Origin of the sequence: Lactococcus protaetiae, assembly GCF_006965445.1 — a bacterium.
GTDB lineage: Bacteria > Bacillota > Bacilli > Lactobacillales > Streptococcaceae > Lactococcus > Lactococcus protaetiae.
In genome coordinates, this window is record NZ_CP041356.1 from 2,149,538 (window position 1) to 2,171,670 (window position 22,133).

General features: G+C 35.8%; 20 protein-coding genes and 5 pseudogenes. 5 read left to right on the forward strand and 20 right to left on the reverse strand.

The window, feature by feature from the left end; genetic code table 11:
* Positions 1 to 2: 2 nt before the first annotated feature.
* From FLP15_RS10330 to FLP15_RS10345, 5 genes are all read right to left on the reverse strand, one after another.
* A complete protein-coding gene (locus FLP15_RS10330) occupies positions 3 to 824 on the reverse strand; it encodes a tyrosine-type recombinase/integrase (protein ID WP_142767050.1) in 822 nt (273 codons plus the stop codon).
* Between the two features lie 29 nt (positions 825 to 853).
* Positions 854 to 1,117, reverse strand: a complete 264-nt coding sequence (locus FLP15_RS10335; protein ID WP_142767051.1) for a helix-turn-helix domain-containing protein — start codon at positions 1,115 to 1,117, stop codon at positions 854 to 856.
* Between the two features lie 76 nt (positions 1,118 to 1,193).
* Entirely contained in the window at positions 1,194 to 1,337 is a 144-nt protein-coding gene (locus FLP15_RS12800) for a hypothetical protein (RefSeq protein WP_190288294.1), read from the reverse strand.
* A gap of 148 nt (positions 1,338 to 1,485) precedes the next feature.
* Positions 1,486 to 1,728 (reverse strand): hypothetical protein, encoded by a 243-nt coding sequence (locus tag FLP15_RS10340; RefSeq protein ID WP_142767052.1) that lies wholly within the window; start codon positions 1,726 to 1,728, stop codon positions 1,486 to 1,488.
* Between the two features lie 13 nt (positions 1,729 to 1,741).
* Positions 1,742 to 2,041 (reverse strand): hypothetical protein, encoded by a 300-nt coding sequence (locus FLP15_RS10345; RefSeq protein WP_223804627.1) that lies wholly within the window; start codon positions 2,039 to 2,041, stop codon positions 1,742 to 1,744.
* Positions 2,042 to 2,248: 207 nt separating this feature from the next.
* On the opposite strand from FLP15_RS10345, the gene FLP15_RS10350 reads away from it, so the two are divergent.
* From FLP15_RS10350 to FLP15_RS10370, 5 genes are all read left to right on the forward strand, one after another.
* A complete protein-coding gene (locus tag FLP15_RS10350) occupies positions 2,249 to 2,590 on the forward strand; it encodes a helix-turn-helix domain-containing protein (protein ID WP_142767054.1) in 342 nt (113 codons plus the stop codon).
* Positions 2,591 to 2,593: 3 nt separating this feature from the next.
* Entirely contained in the window at positions 2,594 to 3,043 is a 450-nt protein-coding gene (locus FLP15_RS10355) for a hypothetical protein (RefSeq protein WP_142767055.1), read from the forward strand.
* 12 nt (positions 3,044 to 3,055) lie between these two features.
* On the forward strand, positions 3,056 to 3,259 hold the full coding sequence (locus FLP15_RS10360; protein WP_142767056.1) for a hypothetical protein: 204 nt from the start codon (positions 3,056 to 3,058) through the stop codon (positions 3,257 to 3,259).
* Between the two features lie 18 nt (positions 3,260 to 3,277).
* Positions 3,278 to 4,525, forward strand: coding sequence for an SNIPE associated domain-containing protein (locus FLP15_RS10365; protein ID WP_142767057.1), 1,248 nt, complete (start codon positions 3,278 to 3,280; stop codon positions 4,523 to 4,525).
* Between the two features lie 120 nt (positions 4,526 to 4,645).
* Positions 4,646 to 5,791: a tyrosine-type recombinase/integrase gene (locus FLP15_RS10370; protein ID WP_142767058.1), complete on the forward strand. Its 1,146-nt coding sequence runs from the start codon at positions 4,646 to 4,648 to the stop codon at positions 5,789 to 5,791.
* Positions 5,792 to 5,871: 80 nt separating this feature from the next.
* On the opposite strand, the pseudogene gyrB reads toward FLP15_RS10370, so the two are convergent.
* From gyrB to liaF, 15 genes and pseudogenes are all read right to left on the reverse strand, one after another.
* Positions 5,872 to 7,826, reverse strand: a pseudogene (gene gyrB / locus FLP15_RS10375) (DNA topoisomerase (ATP-hydrolyzing) subunit B).
* Between the two features lie 326 nt (positions 7,827 to 8,152).
* Positions 8,153 to 8,884 (reverse strand): YwaF family protein, encoded by a 732-nt coding sequence (locus FLP15_RS10380; protein ID WP_142767059.1) that lies wholly within the window; start codon positions 8,882 to 8,884, stop codon positions 8,153 to 8,155.
* A 94-nt stretch (positions 8,885 to 8,978) separates the two neighbouring features.
* Positions 8,979 to 9,581, reverse strand: coding sequence for an HAD family hydrolase (locus tag FLP15_RS10385; RefSeq protein WP_142767060.1), 603 nt, complete (start codon positions 9,579 to 9,581; stop codon positions 8,979 to 8,981).
* A 129-nt stretch (positions 9,582 to 9,710) separates the two neighbouring features.
* Positions 9,711 to 10,610, reverse strand: a complete 900-nt coding sequence (locus FLP15_RS10390; RefSeq protein WP_142767061.1) for a DMT family transporter — start codon at positions 10,608 to 10,610, stop codon at positions 9,711 to 9,713.
* A 442-nt stretch (positions 10,611 to 11,052) separates the two neighbouring features.
* Complete coding sequence (abc-f, locus tag FLP15_RS10395) at positions 11,053 to 12,543, reverse strand: ribosomal protection-like ABC-F family protein (protein WP_142767062.1); 1,491 nt, start codon at positions 12,541 to 12,543, stop codon at positions 11,053 to 11,055.
* Between the two features lie 398 nt (positions 12,544 to 12,941).
* On the reverse strand, positions 12,942 to 14,012 hold the full coding sequence (locus tag FLP15_RS10400; protein WP_142767063.1) for a 2,3-butanediol dehydrogenase: 1,071 nt from the start codon (positions 14,010 to 14,012) through the stop codon (positions 12,942 to 12,944).
* A gap of 271 nt (positions 14,013 to 14,283) precedes the next feature.
* Positions 14,284 to 14,622, reverse strand: a complete 339-nt coding sequence (locus tag FLP15_RS10405) for a flavodoxin family protein (protein WP_223804628.1) — start codon at positions 14,620 to 14,622, stop codon at positions 14,284 to 14,286.
* 60 nt (positions 14,623 to 14,682) lie between these two features.
* The gene (locus FLP15_RS10410) at positions 14,683 to 15,921 is read right to left on the reverse strand and encodes an FtsW/RodA/SpoVE family cell cycle protein (RefSeq protein ID WP_142767064.1); all 1,239 of its coding nucleotides are present in this window, start codon (positions 15,919 to 15,921) and stop codon (positions 14,683 to 14,685) included.
* Positions 15,922 to 16,468: 547 nt separating this feature from the next.
* Positions 16,469 to 17,073, reverse strand: a pseudogene (locus FLP15_RS10415) (TVP38/TMEM64 family protein).
* Between the two features lie 19 nt (positions 17,074 to 17,092).
* Positions 17,093 to 17,533, reverse strand: coding sequence for a S1 RNA-binding domain-containing protein (locus FLP15_RS10420; RefSeq protein ID WP_142767065.1), 441 nt, complete (start codon positions 17,531 to 17,533; stop codon positions 17,093 to 17,095).
* 1 nt (position 17,534) lies between these two features.
* Positions 17,535 to 18,133 (reverse strand): annotated as a pseudogene (locus FLP15_RS10425) (peptidylprolyl isomerase); the annotation flags it as partial.
* Between the two features lie 193 nt (positions 18,134 to 18,326).
* Positions 18,327 to 19,132 (reverse strand): annotated as a pseudogene (locus FLP15_RS10430) (Cof-type HAD-IIB family hydrolase).
* A 100-nt stretch (positions 19,133 to 19,232) separates the two neighbouring features.
* Entirely contained in the window at positions 19,233 to 19,862 is a 630-nt protein-coding gene (locus FLP15_RS10435; RefSeq protein ID WP_142767066.1) for a LuxR C-terminal-related transcriptional regulator, read from the reverse strand.
* Between the two features lie 531 nt (positions 19,863 to 20,393).
* Positions 20,394 to 21,388: pseudogene (locus FLP15_RS10440) on the reverse strand (sensor histidine kinase).
* Positions 21,385 to 22,023 carry a cell wall-active antibiotics response protein LiaF gene (gene liaF, locus FLP15_RS10445; RefSeq protein ID WP_142767067.1) on the reverse strand — a complete coding sequence of 213 codons (639 nt, stop codon included), beginning with the start codon at positions 22,021 to 22,023 and terminating at the stop codon, positions 21,385 to 21,387. The pseudogene FLP15_RS10440 and the gene liaF overlap by 4 nt, the downstream one beginning before the upstream one ends.
* Positions 22,024 to 22,133: the final 110 nt, after the last annotated feature.

Genomic DNA, 22,133 nt, shown 5'->3' on the forward strand with positions numbered 1-22,133 from the left:
TATTAGATATTCTTTATTCGTCCAAATTGTTCGCTCAATTCATTTGAACTTAATTTTGTATAGATTGTTGTTGTAGAGATGTCTTCATGCCCTAGTAATTGTTGTAAAACAGTGGAATCTCCACCGTGATTGATAAAAGATTTGGCAAAATAATGCCTAATCGAATGTGGGTAGACTTTATCTTTATTGACTTTTGCCCTACCAGCAATATTTTTTAGATTCACTCGATAGGTTCGTTGATTTTTATAAAAAATAGCGGACTGGATGCCCTCTTGATTGACATAACTCTTTAACTGTTTTTTCAAAAACTGAGGAATTGTTACAATTCTCTGCTTTCCCTTATTTTCAATCACAATTACTTTTTTATTGAGGTCATCCGCCTTTATCGCACAAACTTCTGAGATGCGCATCCCTGTGTTTCCAATAATCAAGATAAACAGGCGCATTTCTTCTGTCTTGCTATTTTTAATCAGCCTTTTATATTCTGATTCAGTGATTGATTCACGATGTTCTTTTGTCTGACTTTTAAAAAGCTTTACTGATAATTTAGAATCAATATATCCCTCATTTTCCAGCCAATTCAAAAATATATTTATAATGATGAGTTTTTGATTAATTGTTTTAAGCTTATACCGCTGACTTGGCTTAAACTCGCATTCTTTCAGATAATGCTTGAATTGAATAATCGTTTCTTTATTCATAGATAGATGATTGCCAACAACAAAAGATTCAAATTGTCTAAGCGTATTCAAATAATTTTTAATCGTATTTTTACCTAGTTCATTTTCTTTGATTGACAATTCATATTCTTTGATTGGTAACATCTTCATCACCTCTATTCATAAGCTATTTTTTACTCAAATTCTTTGCTTTTATCTGTCTTTTCTAAAGTCCATACAGCACTTTGAAAAGGATAGCCAGATTCACTCTTCCCTGATTCTAATGTGGTGTGAAATTCATAGCCTACCTTTTTCAACTCACTGATTCGTGCAGGGGCTTCCCAAATTCCAAGAAAGTTTAACGCTTCCCATCTTGTCAATGAAGCATGAGAATCAAACCATCTAAGTATCCGTTCATGTTGCGTTTGTCGTTGTTTGTTATCAATAACATTGGTCATTTTGTCTCCAATCTGTTATAATCAGGATAGTAGCTTTCCAAATTACTACCCAGCCTCGTTTACTGACGGGGCTTTTTTATTTTGTCATGTAGCGAAGATAATCAGAAAGCTGATAAAATCTGCGTGTGAAGTTATCTTTGGAAACTTCCCAAAGCTCTTTAGTAAGCCACTTCGTGACGATTTCTCCGTTAGTCGTGGTATATTGTTCGCAAATGAGCATTATTCCCTCCTAATACAGCACTGCGTTCAGTCTCTTTGCTATACGTTTCAGTGCATTGATATTGTGTGTGATGAGTTCTTTGAACAGGTCGAACAGGATTTCACCTGTGTCGGGATTGACGATGTAAGTGTAGGGCATTGTGTGTCTCCTAATCAACATATTCAAACTTAGGTTTTTTAGCTACCCCTCTATATTTCTTCTGGTAACTATCCCAAGCAATAAAAGCCGGAATAAAAGTAATCCGTTTACCTGCATTTATCACAAAATGTGGGGCAATTTTTTCAAATTTTCGAATTTTGATTTGTATTGTTTCTTTTTTGACCCCAAGCTTATCTGCTAATTTTTCATCGTTGAACCAGTAATCAGAATCTATTTTTTTATAATCAACCACTGCTATTCCCTTTCTAAGCATCTAAGTCATAAATGAATGCTATATCAGCTAATATCACAAGTGCCGCTTTACCATTTTCTTTACCACTCATAATATTTGACATCCTACTTGCTGAAATTTTGGAATCAGATTTTTCAGAAGCAATTCCTGCAAGAAAAGTATTTGTATATCCTTTTCTATTTTTCAGCTCCTCTACAGCTTGTCTGTAACGTTCAAATTTTTCCTGTGTCATACCAGTCCTTTCGTTAAAAATATAATATTTATAAAGAAAGTATATATTTTTTGTTAGTTTATTCTTGACTTTAACTATCAAAAACTATACAATATAAGCATAGTTAAAGAGCCTATAAAACACTTTATAAACTTTGCTTGGTGGCTGTTCGTTTAGTATTTATTTAGGTTTTCTTTAATGTTTTTATATACTTTCTTTACAAGAACTATTATAACATTTTCTATACTCTTGTCAAGAAAAAACTAACAAAAAATATACTTTTTTGTTAAAAACTTTGAAAGGCTTAGCATGACTGTACTTGACAGAATAAAAATTTTGGCAAAAAAGCGTGATAAAACAATAAAAGAAATTGCTTTTGATATCGGTTTGAGCGAAAATTCTTTGTATAGATTCGACAAATCTATCCCAAACGGACAAACATTACAAAAATTAGCAGATTATTTTGGGGTCACAGTTGATTATCTGCTCGGACGTGAAGAAAAACCTTTTCCTTCTGAAACAGATTTATCCGAAATGATTGACCGCTCTAATCACTTTGACGGTAAGGAATATCCAGATGAAGTTAAGCAAGGGATGAAAGATGTTTTACGCGCTTATCTAATGGGGAGATTAGACAATAAGGAGAACTAACGTTTGGAAACATGGCAAGAAAAAGCTGCGCGAATTGGCGCGGAAGTCGTAATTTTTGACCCAGATAACTACCCTAACAGCGAGGACTTAGAAAATGTAGATGGATGGGCTGTTTATGATAAAGATTATGATGTAAAAGTTGCCTTTATAAATGCGCATCGTAGTACTGTGGTTCAAGGAAATATTGCATATCATGAATTAGAACATATTGAGCAAGGACACAGTCATTATCCTTTTAGCACAACTAAATTGATGTATGAAAGTTCTGCAAATGATAGTATGCTTGAAAAACGTGTAGATGACTATGTTTGCTCTTATGAAAGCATTGATGAAAATACTATTATCGATGTTAATAAATTCTTAGATTTATATGAGTTAGGTCACGAACTATATTATAAAGCTGAAAAAATAATAAAAGAAAAAATGCTAGAGCATATTCGCTTTAGCTATTAATAAGGGGTATTTATGAGATTTGGAATGAGAAAGCCCAGTGTTAAAAAGAGTATAAAATCCAGAACCACTGGCAAGATAAAACGAAAAGCCAAAAAAGCAGTTAATCCTGTCTATGGTAAAAAAGGTGTCGGTTTCGCCAAGTCACCAAGTAAATCTGTGAGAAACAAAGTTTATAAGAAAACAACTTTTTCTTTTTGGGATTTATTCAACAAATGATAACGATTAGGAGATTTTATGGGATTATTTAGTAAAAAGCCCAAGGATGAACAACTCATTTTAAGGCTTGAAAAACTTAATCAGCAAATTGATAGTAAAAAGCAAGAATTAGGTGAATTAGCGAAAAATATTAAGCTAATGGATAAACAAATTAGTTTAACTGAACAAATAGAAAATAAAAAAGCTGAGTTAGACAGTATAAATAAACAAATTTCTCTATCTAACGATGAGTTATCTATGCAGGAATTAGGATTTTTTAAACGTCAATATAAATTTAGCGATTCTACAAAATACAAAGATGCCTTAAATGACATACGTTTAAATGAGAAAAATCTTGTAAAGGCTGGTAGAGCTGGAATTGTTACAAGTCCTATGACACTTGATAATAGTCTTTCTAAAGGAAAAGCCATGCAGAATGCTCTCATTAGAGCAGCAATCAGGGGTTTCAACGGTGAAGCCGATGCTCTACTTACAAAAATTTCAGCTTCTAATGTTTCTCAAAAAATCTCCGCCCTCATTAAATCGTTTGAACAACTGAATAAGATGTATTCTAGAAATCTAATTAGAATTAGTTCAGAATATCTTGAATTGAAAAAACAAGAGTTACAGCTTGCTGCCGAATTTGAATTAAAAAAGCAAGAAGAAAAAGATATCTTGCGTGAGCAAAAAGAACGTGAACGAGAAGACAAAAAACTTCAAGCAGAAATTAAGAGACAACAAGCTAAGTATGATAAAGATATTACTCAATTTACAAATGCTATTGAAATAGCAGAAAATAGATTGAACAATGCTTCAGAATCAGAAATCAAAGAATTAAAAAAACAAATTGCTGAATATAAAAGAAAAATTGCATCTCTCAATGAGGATAAAGAAGAACTTGATACTAAGTTTTCTAATGCAAAAGCTGGCTATGTTTATGTCATCAGTAATGTTGGTTCTTTTGGAGAGGGAATTGTAAAAATAGGCGTTACTCGCCGATTAACACCTACTGACAGAGTAGATGAACTCGGTTCTGCTAGTGTTCCGTTTAAATTTTCTATTAATGCAATTATTTTTAATGATGATGCATTTGATTTAGAAACACGACTACATCAATACTTTGATAAATTCAGAGTTAATAAATTTAACAATCGTAAAGAATATTTTAAAGTCGATTTGAATAAAATCAAAGAATATTTAAGCAACGATAGTTCTCTTAATGTAGAATGGAACGAAACCCCTGAAAACTTTGAATACGAACAAACTTTACTAATTGAGAATAAATAAAAAAAATCCGCCCAAACTTTGGACGGCACGGGCGGATTAATTACAAATATTTAGTAAATGTCACGGAAAACGTGGTGTTTTACTGTACTCAATTTTAGCAAGAAATGGAGTAAAAATCAAATGTGGATAGAAAATTTACCAAATGGAAAATACAAATATATAGAGCGTTACAATGACCCTTACACCGATAAAAGTAAAAAGGCATCAATAACTTTAAATAAAAACACACCACAAGCTAAAAAACAAGCGTTAGCACTTCTTCAAGAAAAGATTGATAAACTTACCAACCAAGATGAAATAACCTCTAAAATAACGTTAGTTGAGTTGTATGATGAATGGTTTAGCCGCTATCAAAAAACAGTAAAGCAGAGAAGTGCAATTGCAACCAGAAAAGTAATAAAAAAAGTATTTAAAAATATTCCGCCAGATATGTTAGTTAGAAAGGCTGACAGACAATTATTTCTAAAGTTTTTAGATGAAATATATACTTTTGGGAACTTGTCTTATTCATACACAACTCAAATAAAAAATACTCTTGGTAATATGTTCAGCTATGCTGTAGAACGAAAATATCTAAGTAAAAATCCTATTACTCCTATAAAAATAAAGCGTAAAAAGGATGAAGAAGAAAATTACAAGCAAAAAATGGATGAAAAATATCTGGAAAAAGAAGAAATTTATCAAATTATTTCCTACCTTCAAGAGCGTAATCAAACAAGACTTCATGCCAGAATAATAGAGTTTTTGTGGTTGACTGGTCTAAGATATGGAGAACTTCAAGCTTTGCAATGGAAAGATTATGATGGAAAAAGTATAGATGTGAACGGTACTTTAGGAGTTTACAATAAAGCAGAAAATAAAACTAAAAAAATAAGTCCAAAAACAATCGCAAGCAATAGAATTGTAGACTTACCTCAGAGAGCAATTGATATCTTAGAAGAAACGCGAGTTTTAAATAAAATATCATTCAATAAAATATCTTCTACTGATTACCTTTTTCTTTCAAATCGGGGAATGCCTCTCAGCATCTCTGCATTCAATCGTGTATTAAAAAATATAGAAAAAGATTGTCATATTGATAAAACACTATCCAGTCATATTTTCAGACATTCTCACGTCTCTTTACTTGCAGAGTTAAATCTACCTCTTAAATCTATTATGGAGCGCGTAGGACATTCAAATGCAAATACAACGCTAAAAATATATAATCACGTAACTAAAAAAACGAGGGATGAGGTTATGGAAGCTCTGAATAACATAAAATAAATTGCCCCTTTCTTGCCCTTTTTATAAAAACAATAAATTAGATATAACAAAAACCCTTATATATCAAGGGTTTTTAAATTTTAAGCATCAATTGTTGAATATTGCGCATTTTCTTCTATAAATTCTCTGCGTGGCTCTACTCTATCCCCATCAACATATCGAAAATTTTATCTGCTTCTGCTGCATCTTCAACGGATACACGTGCCATTAAGCGACGTTCTGGATCCATTGTCGTTTCCCAAAGTTGATGATCATCCATTTCACCAAGCCCTTTATAACGTTGAACAGTCGGTTTTGTACGACCTTGCGCCCAACGTGCAAGTGCTTCTTGCAATTCTTTTTCTTGGTTTTCTCCGGGTTGGATATACTCTTTAGTTTCTGAGCCGACCTTAATTCCATAAATCGGTGGTTGAGCAATATAAACATAGCCTGCTTCAACAACTGGACGCATATAACGATAGAACAAAGTCAGTAAAAGAGTACGAATATGAGCACCATCCACGTCCGCATCAGTCATAATCACAAGCTTATGATAACGCGCTTTCGACAAGTCATAATCTGCACCAAAACCTGTTCCCATCGCTGTAAACAATGAACGAATCTCTTCGTTCGCTAGAATTTTGTCCATCGTTGCTTTTTCGACGTTCAAAATCTTCCCGCGAATCGGCAAAATGGCTTGAAACTCACGGTTACGTCCTGATTTTGCAGAACCTCCCGCTGAATCTCCTTCAACGATGAAAAGCTCTGTTTGCTCAGGATTGTTTGATGAACAATCTGCCAATTTACCTGGTAAGTTTGAAATTTCCAATCCTGATTTTTTACGTGTTACTTCACGTGCACGTCTCGCAGCAATACGGGCTTTACTTGCCAAAATTCCTTTTTCCACAATTTTCCGTGCAACTTGAGGATTTTCCAACATAAAAGTCGTTAGCGCTTCGGCGAATAGTTTGTTTACAATCCCCGTAACTTCAGAGTTACCAAGTTTTGTTTTGGTTTGTCCTTCAAATTGAGGATTGGGATGTTTAACAGAAATTACAGCCGTTAATCCTTCACGCACGTCATCTCCTGTGAGATTATCTTCGTTGTCTTTGAGGATTTTGTTTTGTTTGGCATAGTTATTAATCACCCGTGTCAATGCCGTCCTAAATCCCTGTTCGTGTGTTCCACCTTCATGGGTATTGATATTATTGGCAAATGACATCACCACTGAATGGTAGGTATCTGTATACTGCATTGCAACTTCAACTGAAATACCGTCCATTTCCCCCTCAGTGAAAATTGCAGGTTCAAAAATCACTGTTTTATTTTCATTAAGATATTCAACGTAAGACTGAATCCCGCCTTCATAGTGAAAAGTTGCTTTATTTTTTTCATTGCCTTCACGTTTATCAGTGATAGAGATACGCAGACCACGGTTCAAAAATGCTAATTCCCGTACACGAGTCAACAATTTTTCATAATCAAATTCTGTTGTTTCAGTAAAAATTTCTGGGTCTGGTACAAAATGGACAGTCGTTCCACGATGATCCGTTTCACCAATAATTTTTAAATCATCGGCAACAAGACCACGGCGATATTCTTGATAATATTTTTGTCCATCTTTGTGAACAGTCACATCAAGTGTGGTAGATAATGCATTAACAACACTAGAGCCGACACCATGCAGCCCTCCTGATACTTTATATCCGCCACCGCCAAATTTACCACCAGCGTGCAAGACTGTGAAAACTGTTTCAACGGCTGGACGTCCTGTTTTTTCCTGAATATCGACAGGGATACCCCGCCCGTCATCTACAACGGTCACTGAATTATCTGCTTCAATGAAAACCTCAATATGACTAGCAAAACCAGCAAGAGCCTCATCTATAGAATTATCCACAATTTCCCAAACCAAATGATGCAATCCTTCTTTCGAAGTAGAACCGATATACATCCCAGGACGCATCCTGACTGCTTCAAGTCCTTCTAATACTTGAATTTGGCTGGCATCGTAGGCATCAGCAAGCATTTCTAAATCTTTATTTTCTTCGTTCAAAGTTAACTCTCATTTCTATGAAAACTTGTTTCTATTATACCATAAAATGACATTTTTTGCGAGGTTCTGAGTAGCTCCAAATCGCTGTATCATGCTTTTTTCGCCTTGTATAAAAAAGCAAACTTTGATTGAAGTTTGCTTTTTAAATATTTATCAAAACAAGTGCGTGCTATCTCCGCCTTACGGCTACGCTGTCGATGCACCACGGGTATCCATTCGCTCTAAACTGCTAAAGCAGCAAGGCGAAATGGTTCGCTACGGTGCTACGTGCTTCGCACGCCGTTCTGTGAACGGTCTACGCAACTCTCACTGAATGAGTCTTGACTTCATTTATTAATTTTTTTTCGTCCATGAATAATCCATGGAAGGTACATTAGCAACCAAATCATAGCAACTAAAAGCACCATTCCCCAAATATAAAAAGATCCAAAGATGAGAGCGATTGGTTCTAATGGACTTCCTGCTACTGGCGTTTCAATGTAGAAAAAATTTTGATGCCATTGTTGATTAAGTATGGCCACAAGTGGAGTCATAATGAGTAGAAATACGATAACACGCCAAAGTTGACGCCATTGAGGTTGAAACTCTTTGGCAATCATCCGCATCAATACATAGCTAACGAGTAACGTATGTATGATAAAACTCTGCCAAACAAAAATATTTATGAAATGATTTGTTACCCAATCTGGTGTAAGTAATGCTGCAATCGCGCCAGGTAAAGTCAGACTATACATTAATTCACGACTTATTTTACTGCTACGAAATGCATCATAAGCGACAATAAAGATACCAATGCCACATAATTGAAACGGTAAATCTCCAAAAGTAAACTGTCCTGTGAGTGAAAGGGCAATATCTTTAGAAACTTCTAGCAGTAGAATACTACTTGCCAAGATAATCCGCAATTTATTGCGATTTATCAAACTAGCTCTAAAATAATAATGGCAAATAAAAAAACTTATCACTCCTAGAACACAAAGTGTGATTAGATGAGTAAGACTAAACAGACCAAATCCTGGGCCTTTTGCATTTGCATTTGAGACAAAAAATGAATTCATAACACTTTCTATACTAATCCTATTCAATCGCTCATCTTTCGATTAATAATCATAATTTATAAGTTGATATCGACGAAAGACGCAATTAGTGATATTAGTCCTGAATAATCTCGCGCAGAGATTGAATATGATGTGTCGCTTTATCTGAGGTTAACTTGGCATCAAAAAAAATAGTAGCAATTCCTGCAGCACACCCAGCCTCAATATCAAGTGCTCTGTCACCAATCATTACTGTTTCTAAAGGGTTGAGCTGATATTTTTTAATCAGATAATTAATGGAGTCTGGTGCTGGTTTTCTCTTGAAGCCGTTATCAGAGGTCACAACTTCTGTAAAATACTGTTCAATTTTTGCCGCTTTCAAGATGGACAGAACTTGATTATTACGATGTGAAATCATAAAATTTTGCTGACCAGATGCTGCAAGTAGCGCCAGAACATCTACAGCACCGTCAAAAAGAATTGGTTTTTCTAAAACCTCTGCTTCTAACTTTTTATAAGCTTCTAAAAAGCCTGGAATATCACTTGCAAATTTTTCAACGGCAAACGCTGTTGAAATTTTCAAAGCGTCGTAAGCTTCTGTGTGCAAAATGACACGTTCGGCAAGTTGCCAAAGTGTTGCTGCAAATGCATGACTGGAGCTTTCATAATTATCTAGCAAAGTTCCGCCTAAATCCCAGATATAATTTTTATAGTCCATGTTAGTATTATAACAAGATGTGTGCACGATTTGCAAGAAATGATAAAAACAAGAAAAGAGAAGAATTTTTCTTTTCATGCTTAACTATAAATCAAAAAAGAACCTGTCAGTATACTGACAGAATATTTCTTATGTTTGTTCTGATTTTGACAATAAAATAACCGAAATGATGACAATAATAATCGCTACAATTGACAAGGGTGTCAACTTTAAACCAAATAGCGGAATGCTGACAAAAACTGAGGTTAAGGGTTCTGTTGCCGTTGCAACCGAAACAACTAATGGTGAAATCAACTGATAAGCTCGTAAGAGCAAAAGAAAAGCCACTGCTGTCCCCACTATAGAAATCGTCAAAATATAGAAAATAGCAAGTGCATCAACGTGAAAATCAATACGCCAAACAGGATAAAAAATATTACTTCCAACACCTGCCAAAAACATTCCCCAGCCCGTCATATTTAATGCACCATATTTGTCCAGTAATGGTCTGGGTACGATTGAATAAATCACAACTGCAACGGCTGCCAACAAACCCGCTAAAAGTGCCATTGGACTGATAGATAAACGCCCAACATTCCCATTTGTAATCAACAAAAAAACACCTAACATTGCTAAGATGACAAAGATAACTGATTTAAACTTTGGAATTTGACGACGAAAGATAAGTAAATAGAGCATAATAAAAACAGGTGCTACATATTGTAAAATCGTTGCCGTTGCACTATTAGAAAGTTGTATCGCTACATAATAAAAATATTGTACCGAAAAAACACCACCAAAAACATATAAAAATAAAATTGGCATATTTTTCTTTGATTTCCAGACATCAAAAATCCGTTTACGACTCCTCAGCATTGACATCCCAAGCAAAATAATACCTGCCACTGTCAAACGAGTCGATGTAATCCAAAGCGGATTTCCATGATAATCTCGGAAAAATAATTGACCAAAAATTCCTGATATTCCCCACATACAGCCCGCAATCACTGCAAATAGAGTTCCTTTAAAAATACGTTTTTGAACATTCATTTTCTCATTATATCACAAGACATAAGCGACATCATGAACGAAAAAATGTAAATAAAACAAATAATATTCAACTTGAATATTAATGCTGTTCAACTTCTAAAACTACCGCTTAGAAGTTAAAGTTTACGTTTCACGCAAACCGCTTCTTACACATAAAACATTTGTCCGTTTGATTGCTATTTGGCATTGCCTCCATTCTTGTCACTTTAGTGACCCAGAGATAGAGAACAAATGTTCATCGGCGCCTCAGCGCCTTACTGCCAATGGACAGCGTAGCCATCTACTAAATTTGCTGACAAATTTAGTAGATGATCTAGTATAAAATAAAAAAGCTGGTAAATATCCAGCTTTTAGACACAAAATTTATGATTTACCTATAGATTTTAGCTGCTCTAAAACTCCTCTTGTAGTTTTAGGCTGGAGCAGCTCTCTAGGATGAAGCTCATTGCTTTTGTAACACTATCTCTTTATCAGCAACATGATTGATAAATGCTCGATCATGCTCAACAACAAGTAACGTTGGTTGAACATTTTTCAGCAAACTTTCAATTTGCTCATGGTTAAACACGTCGAGGTAGTTTAACGGCTCATCCCAAATATAAAGTTGCGCAGTTTGTGACAAAGCTCTTGCTAACTCGACTTTCTTTTGCTGCCCTTGACTCATTGTTTCGATTTTTTGAGAAAAAACATGTCGCTCCATCCCAAGCTTTTTGAGATTTGACAGAAAAAGTTCAATATCCAATTGATTTTGAACAGCGAATTCTCTCAAAAATCCTTCGTTTTGATAGTTCTGTCTGACATATGCCACTGAAATATTATGAGCCACAGTCAATAGCCCTTGTGTTTCTCCTTCAAATGTACCATTCAAATATTTGATTAAACTTGATTTACCAGCACCATTTTTGCCTGTAATCGCAATAATTTCTCCCTGATTTAACTCAAAATTTAATGGCTGAAACAGTTTTTTACCATCAAAACCCAGAGAAAAATTCTCCAACCTCAGAAGCACTTTATGATGCGATGGGACAAAATTCATAGAAAGTGACTCAATATGTTCAATATTTTTTAGCAACTTCTCCTTATCTGCTATTTCATCGTTCATCCGTTTTTCGAGATTTTTCGATTTTTGCATCATATTTGCTGCTTTTCGACCGATAAATCCTTTATCTACCCGTTTTGTCTCACTATCAAATCCTCTATTTTTCCGAGATTTTGTTGCTTCAAGATTTCTTGACCAGGTCTCCTTCTCACGTGCTGTTTGCTTTAAACGCGAAATATCTTTACGTAATTTGGCATCTTCTGCCAGCTCAAACTCATCGCGAAGTTTTTTCTCAGACTCATAGGTTGAAAATGTGCCTTGGTAAAGGCTGATTTGTTGCCGCTCAATCGCTAAAATATGGTCACAAACTTGATTCAAAAAGTCACGGTCGTGCGAAACAACAATGAACCCTGACTTCTTCTTCAGATAGTTTGCAACTGTTTCTCGACTTTTTATATCCAGATGATTCGTCGGCTCATCAATCAAAGCAAAATTTTGTTGTTCCAAAAAGAGCAATGCTAACAAACACTTTGTCTGCTCCCCACCAGATAGAGAATTAAATGGTCGCCATAAAACCTCCAAATCTACTTTCAAAAGCGTCAATTCGCGCTCCAATTCCCATTGTTCAAACTCTGTCAGTGCTGACAGAGCATAAAATGTGAGTTCATCCCTATCTGTCAGTTCCTGCGGAAAATAAACAAATGTTTTGTCAGTACTGACAGAGCTATCAGATTTGATTTCGCCTTGTAAAAGTTTCAAAAGTGTTGATTTGCCTCGTCCATTTCTTCCGACCAATCCCAATCGCCACTTATCATCTATATTAATTTGTGCATGATCAAAGATTAACTCTGCACCATAACCGAATGTTAAATTTCTTAATTCAATATTTGACATAAGACCTCCTATATTAAAAACTACTACTGCTTCATTTCTAACCCTCTTTTAGAAAGAGCTACGCAGTCAATGCTCAATACACTACTAAAATCATTCCGAGATTAGTCAGTATCAAGAGAGGAGACTCTCATTGTAAAAACAAAAAGAGCTTTTTCCTCATCGTGCAAATGCATCCACGACAGAAAAAAAGCTCAAAAATTGCGCTACAGCGCCTTTGATTGAACAGTCTTTTCCAAATCATGAATGCAAAAAATCGCTGACAGATTTCTGTCAGTACCCATTTTCTACTTTTCATGACTTAGATTTTCAATAGACCGTCCTCCGATATTTTTATAAAGCTAGTATATCATAAACAAAATAAAGCTGTCAAGATAAAAACTTGACAGCTCTATTACTTATTATAATCCTTTACCTGTTGGCGAAACAAGAATTTTTACCGCAGTTTCATTGTGATGAATCAAAGTATCAAATCCTTTATCAATCAAATCATCAAGACCAATCTTACCTGTGATGAATTGTTCAAGTTTAATTTTTCCTGTTGCTACAAGGTCAATTGTCTTAGGGTGAGTATTGTTATAAGCAATCGTTCCCAGCAAATTTGCTTCTTTGATGACCAACTGAGCCATATCAACACTCGCAGGTTTCCCCCAAATTGCAACAACTACGATTGTCCCGCCCATACGGATTGCATCAAGACAGGCATTAAATCCAGGTTGCACAGAGGTACATTCAAATGCAGCGTCAACACCAGCTGGATTGATTTCTCTAACTTTGGCAACAACATCATCTTCAATTGGATTGAAGAAATAATGAGCCACATCAGCTTCTTGGGCTTTTTGACGACGAAGTGAGCTAGGTTCGCTGATAATAACGGTATGACCTTGTGCCTTTGCCACTGCAGCAGTCAAGAGTCCAATCGGTCCAGCACCTACGACAAGAACCGTACTTCCTGTTTTAAGAGCGGCACGTTCAACGGCATGATAACCTACAGAAAGGGGTTCAATCAGAGCAGCTTGGTCAAGAGGAAGTTCTTCTGGAATTTTATGAACCCAGCGTTCATCAACAGCAATCTTTTCAGCAAGGCCACCGCCATTACCGCCCAGTCCAATAAAGTTTGAACCTTCAGATAGGTTATAGTGACCTTCATCACTTGTATCAGTACCTTCTGGTACAATATAAGGTTCTACAACAATATGATCACCAACTTTAACACTTGTAACACCTTCACCGACACTCGTTACCACACCAGACATCTCATGTCCAAGCGTCACGGGCGGAACTTCACCTGTCACAGGATTTGGATGTTCAGCTGAAGGGCAAAAGATTGGTCCATCCAAGAATTCATGAAGGTCTGTCCCACAAATTCCACACCAAGCTACATCTATACCAACTTGTCCAGCTTTTACTACTGGTTCTTCAATTTCTTCTACGCGGATATCTCCACGGTCATAGAAACGTGCTGCACGCATATTAGCGCCTCCTTTTTTTATAAAAGGTTGCTTGTCGCAATAGGCAATCAATCTTTAGTTCACGCCTATAATTTTACAATATATTAATGTTTTTTACAACTAAAGATATATAAGAAGCATTTTCGTAATAAAAAAACGCCAACATCGGCGTTTTCCTTTCAAAATTATTCTCCAACAACTTTGTCAACAAAACTTTTCACTTCATTGACTTGATTTTCTTTCAAGTCACCTCCAGCAGGAGCAAAAAGTGAGAAACCTTGATAGGCTAGCTTCAAAAGTAGAGATTCGCTGTTAACCTTAATCCCTTTTCCTTTGCAGCTGCCTCTATTTTTTTTATCGTAGCCCCTGAGAACTCTGCAGTACTGAAAGCAACAATCTCTTTTACTTTCGTTCCATCTAAACTCGCCAAAAATTCTTTTAATTCTTTTGTAGGTGAATTAAACAACACACCACCACCCACAAAGAGGACATCCACTTCCTCAGTAATAGGTTCATACGCATGAAGCGCTTTTACTCCAACTTTATCAGCGATAACCTCTGCTACAGCTTTTGTATTCCCACCACGTGATGCATATCTTACTGCATATTTCATAAAATTAAACCACTCCATTCCTGATATTTTACAGCTTAATTTTAGCATAATATTGCAAAATTGTGCAATATTTCAGCCTCACTTTTGACGCCGTTGTTTTCTACTTTGCAAACTTTCACGACCCTGCTTTCTAATATCTGCAAAATCAGGAAGTTGATTATACTTCATCGACAACACAAGACCCAGACCAATGATATTAGACATCAAAGCTGAACCCCCTTGAGAAATAAATGGCAAAGGAATCCCTGTCAACGGAACTACACCAATGGCCGCACCAATATTTTCAAAAACATGGAACAAAATCATCATGATAATCCCTGTTGAAATATAGGTATAAAACTGATTATTTGACTTAAATGTAACTTGAATCATACGATAAATCAAAATGAAATAGAGTAAAATAACAAAAGTCGCACCAATAAATCCAAAATCTTCAGCAATAACAGTGAAAATCATATCTGATTCACGAACAGGAACATTGACATTTGCCACACCAATCCCTTTTCCCCAAAGACCACCACTACCTACAGAAATTAGCGAGCGTGCTTGCTGTAAGCTAAAAGTTTGAGCATATTCGAAGGGATGAAGCCACGCAATGAAACGATTGACCTGATACTCAGCAAAACTTGTTTTCTCCAAGAATTTTTGCCCTTCTGGCAATGCAACAAGTGCTACTATACCACCCGCTACCGCTGCGACAAATAGAAAAGCTGGAACGATAATTTTCCATGATACACCTGCTACTAAAACGACACCAGCAAAAATCATGACAAATACAAGGAAAGTCCCAAAGTCATGTTGAAAAACAGATAAAACCGCGACTGGAAGTGTAGCAAGAAGTAATCGGCCAATCAACCGAAAATCATCTTTTAAAACTCTCACCTTTAGTTTGTTCTGAAAATTTACCACAATGCGTGCCAAAAACAAGATATACGAGAGCTTCATAAATTCTGATGGCTGAAAGAGATTCCTTCCCCCAATCGCCAGCCAGTTTTTAGCACCCGTATTGATAAAGGTCGCCTCATTGTAAAGAAAAATTGGTAAAACCATAAGCACAAGACCCAAAATATAAAAAAACGGAGTCAAATTCCAAAGAAATCGAGAATCCATATGCATTACAATTACTGCAACAAATATCCCGACAACAATCCATGTTCCTTGTTGAACAACCATTTGAGTCGCAGCGCCCGGATGATCATGGGTCACTGCAACATATAATGCATAGAGCCCAATCAATATCAGCATAAAAGCAGGTAGGATCAATCCATAATCAATCCTTGAATCAAATGAAAATTTATTTGTTTTCTTTTTTTTCAAATCTAGCTCCAGTCAGTTTTATAATATTGTTATCTTTATGATGAATTATCTATCATGAGAGGTTGAGTAAAGTTCTAATACTGTTTAACTTTTAAACCTACGGTTTATTTGCGCATAAAACATTTGTCCGTTTATTGCTATTTGGCGTTGCCTCTATTCTTGTCACTTTAGAGAGATAGAGGACAAATGTTCATCGGCGCTTTAGCAGCTTACAGCCAATGGACAGCGTAGCCATCTAATAATTTTATCAAAACAAGTGCGTGCTAATACTCCGACCTCTTAGGTCGGAGATAAAGCAGCACTAAGCTTTGAATTTCGTCCGACTAAATTCAGTGGTAAGTTGAAATTCCCACTGAATAAGTCTTGACTTCATTGTGTAAAATTAAAGGTGAACTAGTATAATCTCTCACAATAGATATCGTCATTTTATTTTTAGCATATAATTTGGTAGGTTATACAAATCCACTCTATTATACAATTTTTTTGAATAAATTTGGGTTTCTTTGAAAATTTTTCATAAAAAAATACTGAAAGTGGTTTCAGCATTTTATAAGAAGTGCTCTAAGAATCCACCACCAAAGATGAGAAGATATGAATAGAGCAAGATTGGAAGAGGTTTACAGAGAATCATCGTCCAAATCAAAAATCTCCAAGACATTTTTGTTTGACTTGCAATCAAAACGAGTGCGTCGTCTGGAGCAATTGGTGATAAAATCAGCAATGCAAAAATGATATTAAACTGTTTTTGACCTTTATTGAGCCAAGCCATATACTTGTCATAAGTCTTCTCTTTGACAAAAGTTTTTACGAGGGAAGCTCCATATTTTCGTCCAAAATAGAATAAAAGAAAGGAACCCGCCACAATACCTACATAGTTATAAACAAAACCCCATACTGGCCCAAATATCATCACTCCAGCGGCCATTGTAATTCCTCCAGGAATGATAGGAACAATCACTTGGATAACTTGCATACATAGGAAAATGATAGGTCCTAAATAGCGATGTGCAATGATAAGTTGTTGTAAAATTGCCTGATTTTGAAAAGCACCCAATCGCCAGAGATAGATCCCCCAACTATGGTTGCAACAAAGCCGAGTATGGTAATTGCATTAAAAACTCGTTTAGTATATTTTAATACATTATCATTCAAAGAAAATCCTCACTTTTGGCTAATTTTTATGTTCTTTTAGATAGGCCTCGTTTTCTTCAACCCACTTGGGAAGTTCTTTTTCTAGTGATTTGAAGCCGATTTTATCTCTCGGGTCAGTGAAATGTTTTTTTCTATAGAAGTGATGAATCTGTGGACTCTTTTCTAGACTGCGAATTGACAGGCTAATTTTTCCATTAAATTCATCAATATCTATAATTTGTGCTTTTAACTTTTGACCAATCTTAACAATGTCATGAATTGTCTTAACATAGCCTGATTGAATTTCGGAGATATGAATCAGCCCTTTTTGCTCTATTTTCTCACTGACAGAAATGCTAGAAGCACTGTCAGCACTGACAGAATTTCTGTCAGTAAAAAATTTTACAAAAGCACCATAATCTTGCATGCCTACTACTTCGACTTCAACAATATCTCCTATTTTAGGATGTGTAACTGTCATATTATTGCTCAATAATCTCGATTGTTTCGATAACAACATCATCTACTGGTTTATCTTGAACACCTGTAGGAACTGCTGAAATCGCATCTAGCACTTCAAAGCTTTCTTCTGTTGAAAGTTGCCCAAAGACAGTGTGACGTCCGTCAAGATGTGGCGTTCCTCCTTTGGTATAAAGCTCCGCAACTTCTTCTGGCCAACCTCCTTCAACCAGCGCTTCCTTTGGATAAGGCAAGTTTTTATTTTGTACGATGAAAAATTGACTACCATTCGTATTGGGACCTGCATTTGCCATTGACAAAGCACCACGTACATTGAAGGCGTCCATTGAGAATTCATCTTCAAACTTATCTCCGTAAATAGAGCTCCCACCCATTCCTGTTCCAGTTGGGTCACCCCTTGAATCATAAAATCTTTGATAATACGATGGAAAATAACACCGTCATAATAGCCTTGCTTGCTTAATTCAACGAAGTTTTTTACTGTCTTTGGTGCCAATTCGTCAAATAATTTCACAGTCATTTTCCCGTGATTCGTCTTGATAATTGCAGTTGTTCCTGTGTAATTTTCGAGTTCAAGTTGTGGATATGCCATTTTATTTTTACCTTTTATTTCTATATATTTTATCAAAGCAAATCATCAATTCTTACATTTTTGTAAGCTGTCAGTGTGCTGACAGAATAATTAGTAAGACTAATTATTCCTTCATTTGCCGCTTCAATGCTCACGTTAATCGCACTGAACTGACAGAAATTTCATTCGTTTCAGTCAAGTTTTGATGTCACTGACAAAAACATTAATCAATAATACTCAGTGTTCTCAGCGCCTTCAAAATTCCATCATTTTCGACAGAATCAGTAATAAAATCTGCTTTCTCAAGTATTTCTGGATGAGAAACTTTCATTGCTACTGACAGACCAGCAAAATCAAAAAGCTCACGGTCATTGAGTTCATCGCCAAAATTCATCATGTTTTCTGGAGCAAGATTAAGTAATTCAAGAACTTTCTGACAGCCGATAGCTTTAGAACCTTCCATTGGTACAATGTCTGAACTATTTGGATGCCACCGCACCATACGAATTTTATCGGCAAGCGTTTCTGGTAAAATGAGTTGGTCATCATGATCAGAAATCGTCAACATCTGATAGATATCATTTGTTTTATAATAATTTGCGTTTTCTTCAAGATCCGCATAGACTGGCCCAATTGCATTTCTAGCAATATCGTCCCATTTTGAAACACGTAAGCTGTCGCTCGCAACAAATGAGTATTCACTCTTTTCAGCTCTAAGCCAAGAAATGATTTCTTCAACTAATGTTGTTGGAAACACATTTTTGTAAATTACTTCTTGTGTCTGAGCATTTTCAACATAAGCACCATTAATTGCGACATAAAAATCGGGTTGCAACGCACGTACCTCTGGCACTACCCTAAAAGATTACGTCCTGTTGCAATTCCTGTCATGATACCTTTTGCTCGTAATTTTTCAAAAACTTCGTTAACTGACTCTGGCATGAAAGCTGAGTCTTTGACACGTAAAGTATCATCAATATCAAAGAAAATAATCTTAATTTCTTTAGCTTTTTTTAATAAATCTTCCATCAATTTTTCATTCTAATAATTATTTTGTTCTTCATAGATTATAGCACAAATTCAATCTTTTCTTGTGAATGACTAAACGTATGAAAAGCTCATTTTACTTTCAAACCAAATGATGCTGGATAGCATAAATCGTTGCCTGCGTTCTATCTGACACTTCTAACTTATTGAAAATATTAGAAACGTGTGTTTTCACTGTTTTCAAACTAATGAAAAGCTCATCAGCAATTTCTTGGTTGGACAGCCCTGTTGCAAGAACTTTTAACACCTCAAGTTCACGCTTTGACAACTCATCATAAAGTTCATGTTTACGATGTTTTTGTTGAGCAATTTTTTCTTTTACTGCATCAGAAAGTACATCTTCTCCCTTGGCAACTTTGCGAATACTTGATGCAATCTCGGCTGCCTGAGAAGTTTTTAAAATATATCCTTTAGCCCCTGCTGCAAGAGCTGGAAATACTTTTTCATCATCAATAAATGATGTCAAAATAAGAATTTTACGCTCCGGATTTCTTGCCAAAATCTTCTGCGTAGCGCCAATACCATCTAAACGATCCATGACCAAGTCCATCAAAATAACGTCTGGATTCAATGCTTCCGCCTTCAGAAAACCCGACTCTCCATCAGCTGCCTCTCCTACAACTTCAATGTCAGGTTGAATATTCATGAAGCTAGACAACCCAAGACGAACCATCTGGTGATCATCTACAATCAAAAGTTTAATTTTTTCCATAATTTTCCTTATAAAATGTGAGAACAACTCCCTGCAACATCTCTTCTTAATAAAAATTGAATACTTGTTTGTTTTTATCGGAGTAAGTGCGTGCTAAATCCAGTGGTGAGTTGCCCTTTTATCAGTCGCTTTAGCGACTAGAGAAAATGGACAAATGTTTTATGAAACTCCCACTGAATAAGTCTTGACTTTATCTCATCTTATTTTATCATTATTTCCTCAATTTTTGCATCTAGATTCACACTTACTCACTTTATCAAATCATTTTCCACAATACAAAACGTGATAGTAGTCGCTACAATTATAGATTTCTTGAGGTATTATAATAGTTCCACTTTATAATCCGGTAGGATTTTATCAAAGCAAGTGCGTGCCAATACTCCAACCTCTTAGGTCGGAGATAAAGCAGCACTAAGCTTTGAATTTCGTCCGACTAAATTCAGTGGCGAGTTGAAACTCCCACTGAATAAGTCTTGACTTCATACTACAGGTGTCCATTCGTTCTATCTCCGCTTTGCTCCGTTGTCGATTTTACAACGGACTAGCCATAGTTTTAGGTATTCTTACTTCTACCGTCGTTCCCGCATTTGGTGCCGAAATGACTTTGGCATCTCCACCAAGCAAAAGCGCTCTTTCTTTGATATTTGCTAAACCATAACTTGCTGTTTTATCGCTTCCAGTCGTGTCAAAACCAACGCCGTCATCGGAAATTTTTAAAATAATGTTTTCTTTATTCTCACGAAGGATGACCTCGATATTTTCAGCTTGTGAATGTCTGAGCGTATTCGATAAAATCTCCTGTGCCATTCGAAAAAGATTATCCTCAATATTTCTTGAAGCTTCAATTTCAGCCAGCTTCACATTGATATTTGCTGATATTTTCGCTTGTAATTCATCTGTCAGTGCTGACAGACCTTCTGATAGCAATTTTCCATCAAGTTCAACAGGACGGAGGTGTAAAAGAAGCGCCCGCATTTCATTTTGTGCAGAATGAAGCACTTTTAAGACCAGCTGAGTCTGTGTTTCAATTTGTTCTTTAGTCAAATTTTGTGTAGAACCTGCAACACTAGATAATATCATGGTCGCGGCAAAAAGTTCTTGACTCACGGAATCATGAAGCTCTCGAGAAATACGTTTGCGCTCTAACTCTATGATTTCCGCTTTATCTGCCGATTTTTGCTTAGATAACTCTTGAAGTTCCATTGACATTTTGATGATTTTTTCATGAATAACTTGTAATTCAGGCGCTTCTGGTTGTTGATTTTGTTCTAGGCGTTTGATATCGTTTTGAAAATTTTGTTGGATTTTCACATTTTCAAGATAGTTAAACAGGGTAAAAATCAGTGCAAGTAAACCTGCAACTGATACAAAAATCCATAATCCATAAAGATTTCCGCTAAAGTCCCCATCATTTCAGGCATTCCGCCAAGCGGCCTGCTACTGTTCATCAATGCAAAGAGAACCAAATACATGACGATGATGATACCAAAAACAGCTAGAAAGGTGGTGACAATTGATTTTTTCATCCTTGAATGACCTCAATATTTCCTGTTTCTACACGAATATTGATTTTAATTCGCTTTGTTACTTCTTCAATATTTTCACTAAAATAACGAATATTTCCTGCATTGATTTGAGAGGGTTCATCAAAAATTTTGACAACACCTGTATGAGTTGTCACATCAAGCATCACTGCAACATCTCTTGGTACAATTATTTTTGTATTTCCGGTTGTTTTTTTGATAGATAAGCTGTTACCGCTTGGTTTAAAATTGATGTCATCTAAATCAATCAAATCATTTCCGTTTGCTCGGCCAACAAAATCTTGTCCTTCATTCTCAAATCCTGATTGAAAAAAAGGACCATCATTGCTTTGATGACTTTCTCTAGGATTGTTTTTCAAGAAAATAATGCACATGATTGATGGGAAAATAATGGCTAACCAAAACCAGCCTGCGGTAAAAAGTATCATCGCAGAAATTGCCCAAAAGATAAGACTCAACTTTCTAAAAACACGCGCACGAGAACGACTTGCCAAAATCGTGAAAAGTATCGCACCTACAAGAACAACCCACATTCGTGGTGTTCGTGCCACATGGAAAAACAGTCCCATCAAAATCATTATTTCAATAATTATTACTGCTTTTATTTTTCTATTCATAGCTCTATTGTACCAAAAAAAGACTGAGTTTTTCTCAGTCTAAAGGCTTAAATTTCTTTTATATCTAATCTATTATAAAAAGACAACAGCCAGTTTAATCTCATTAATGT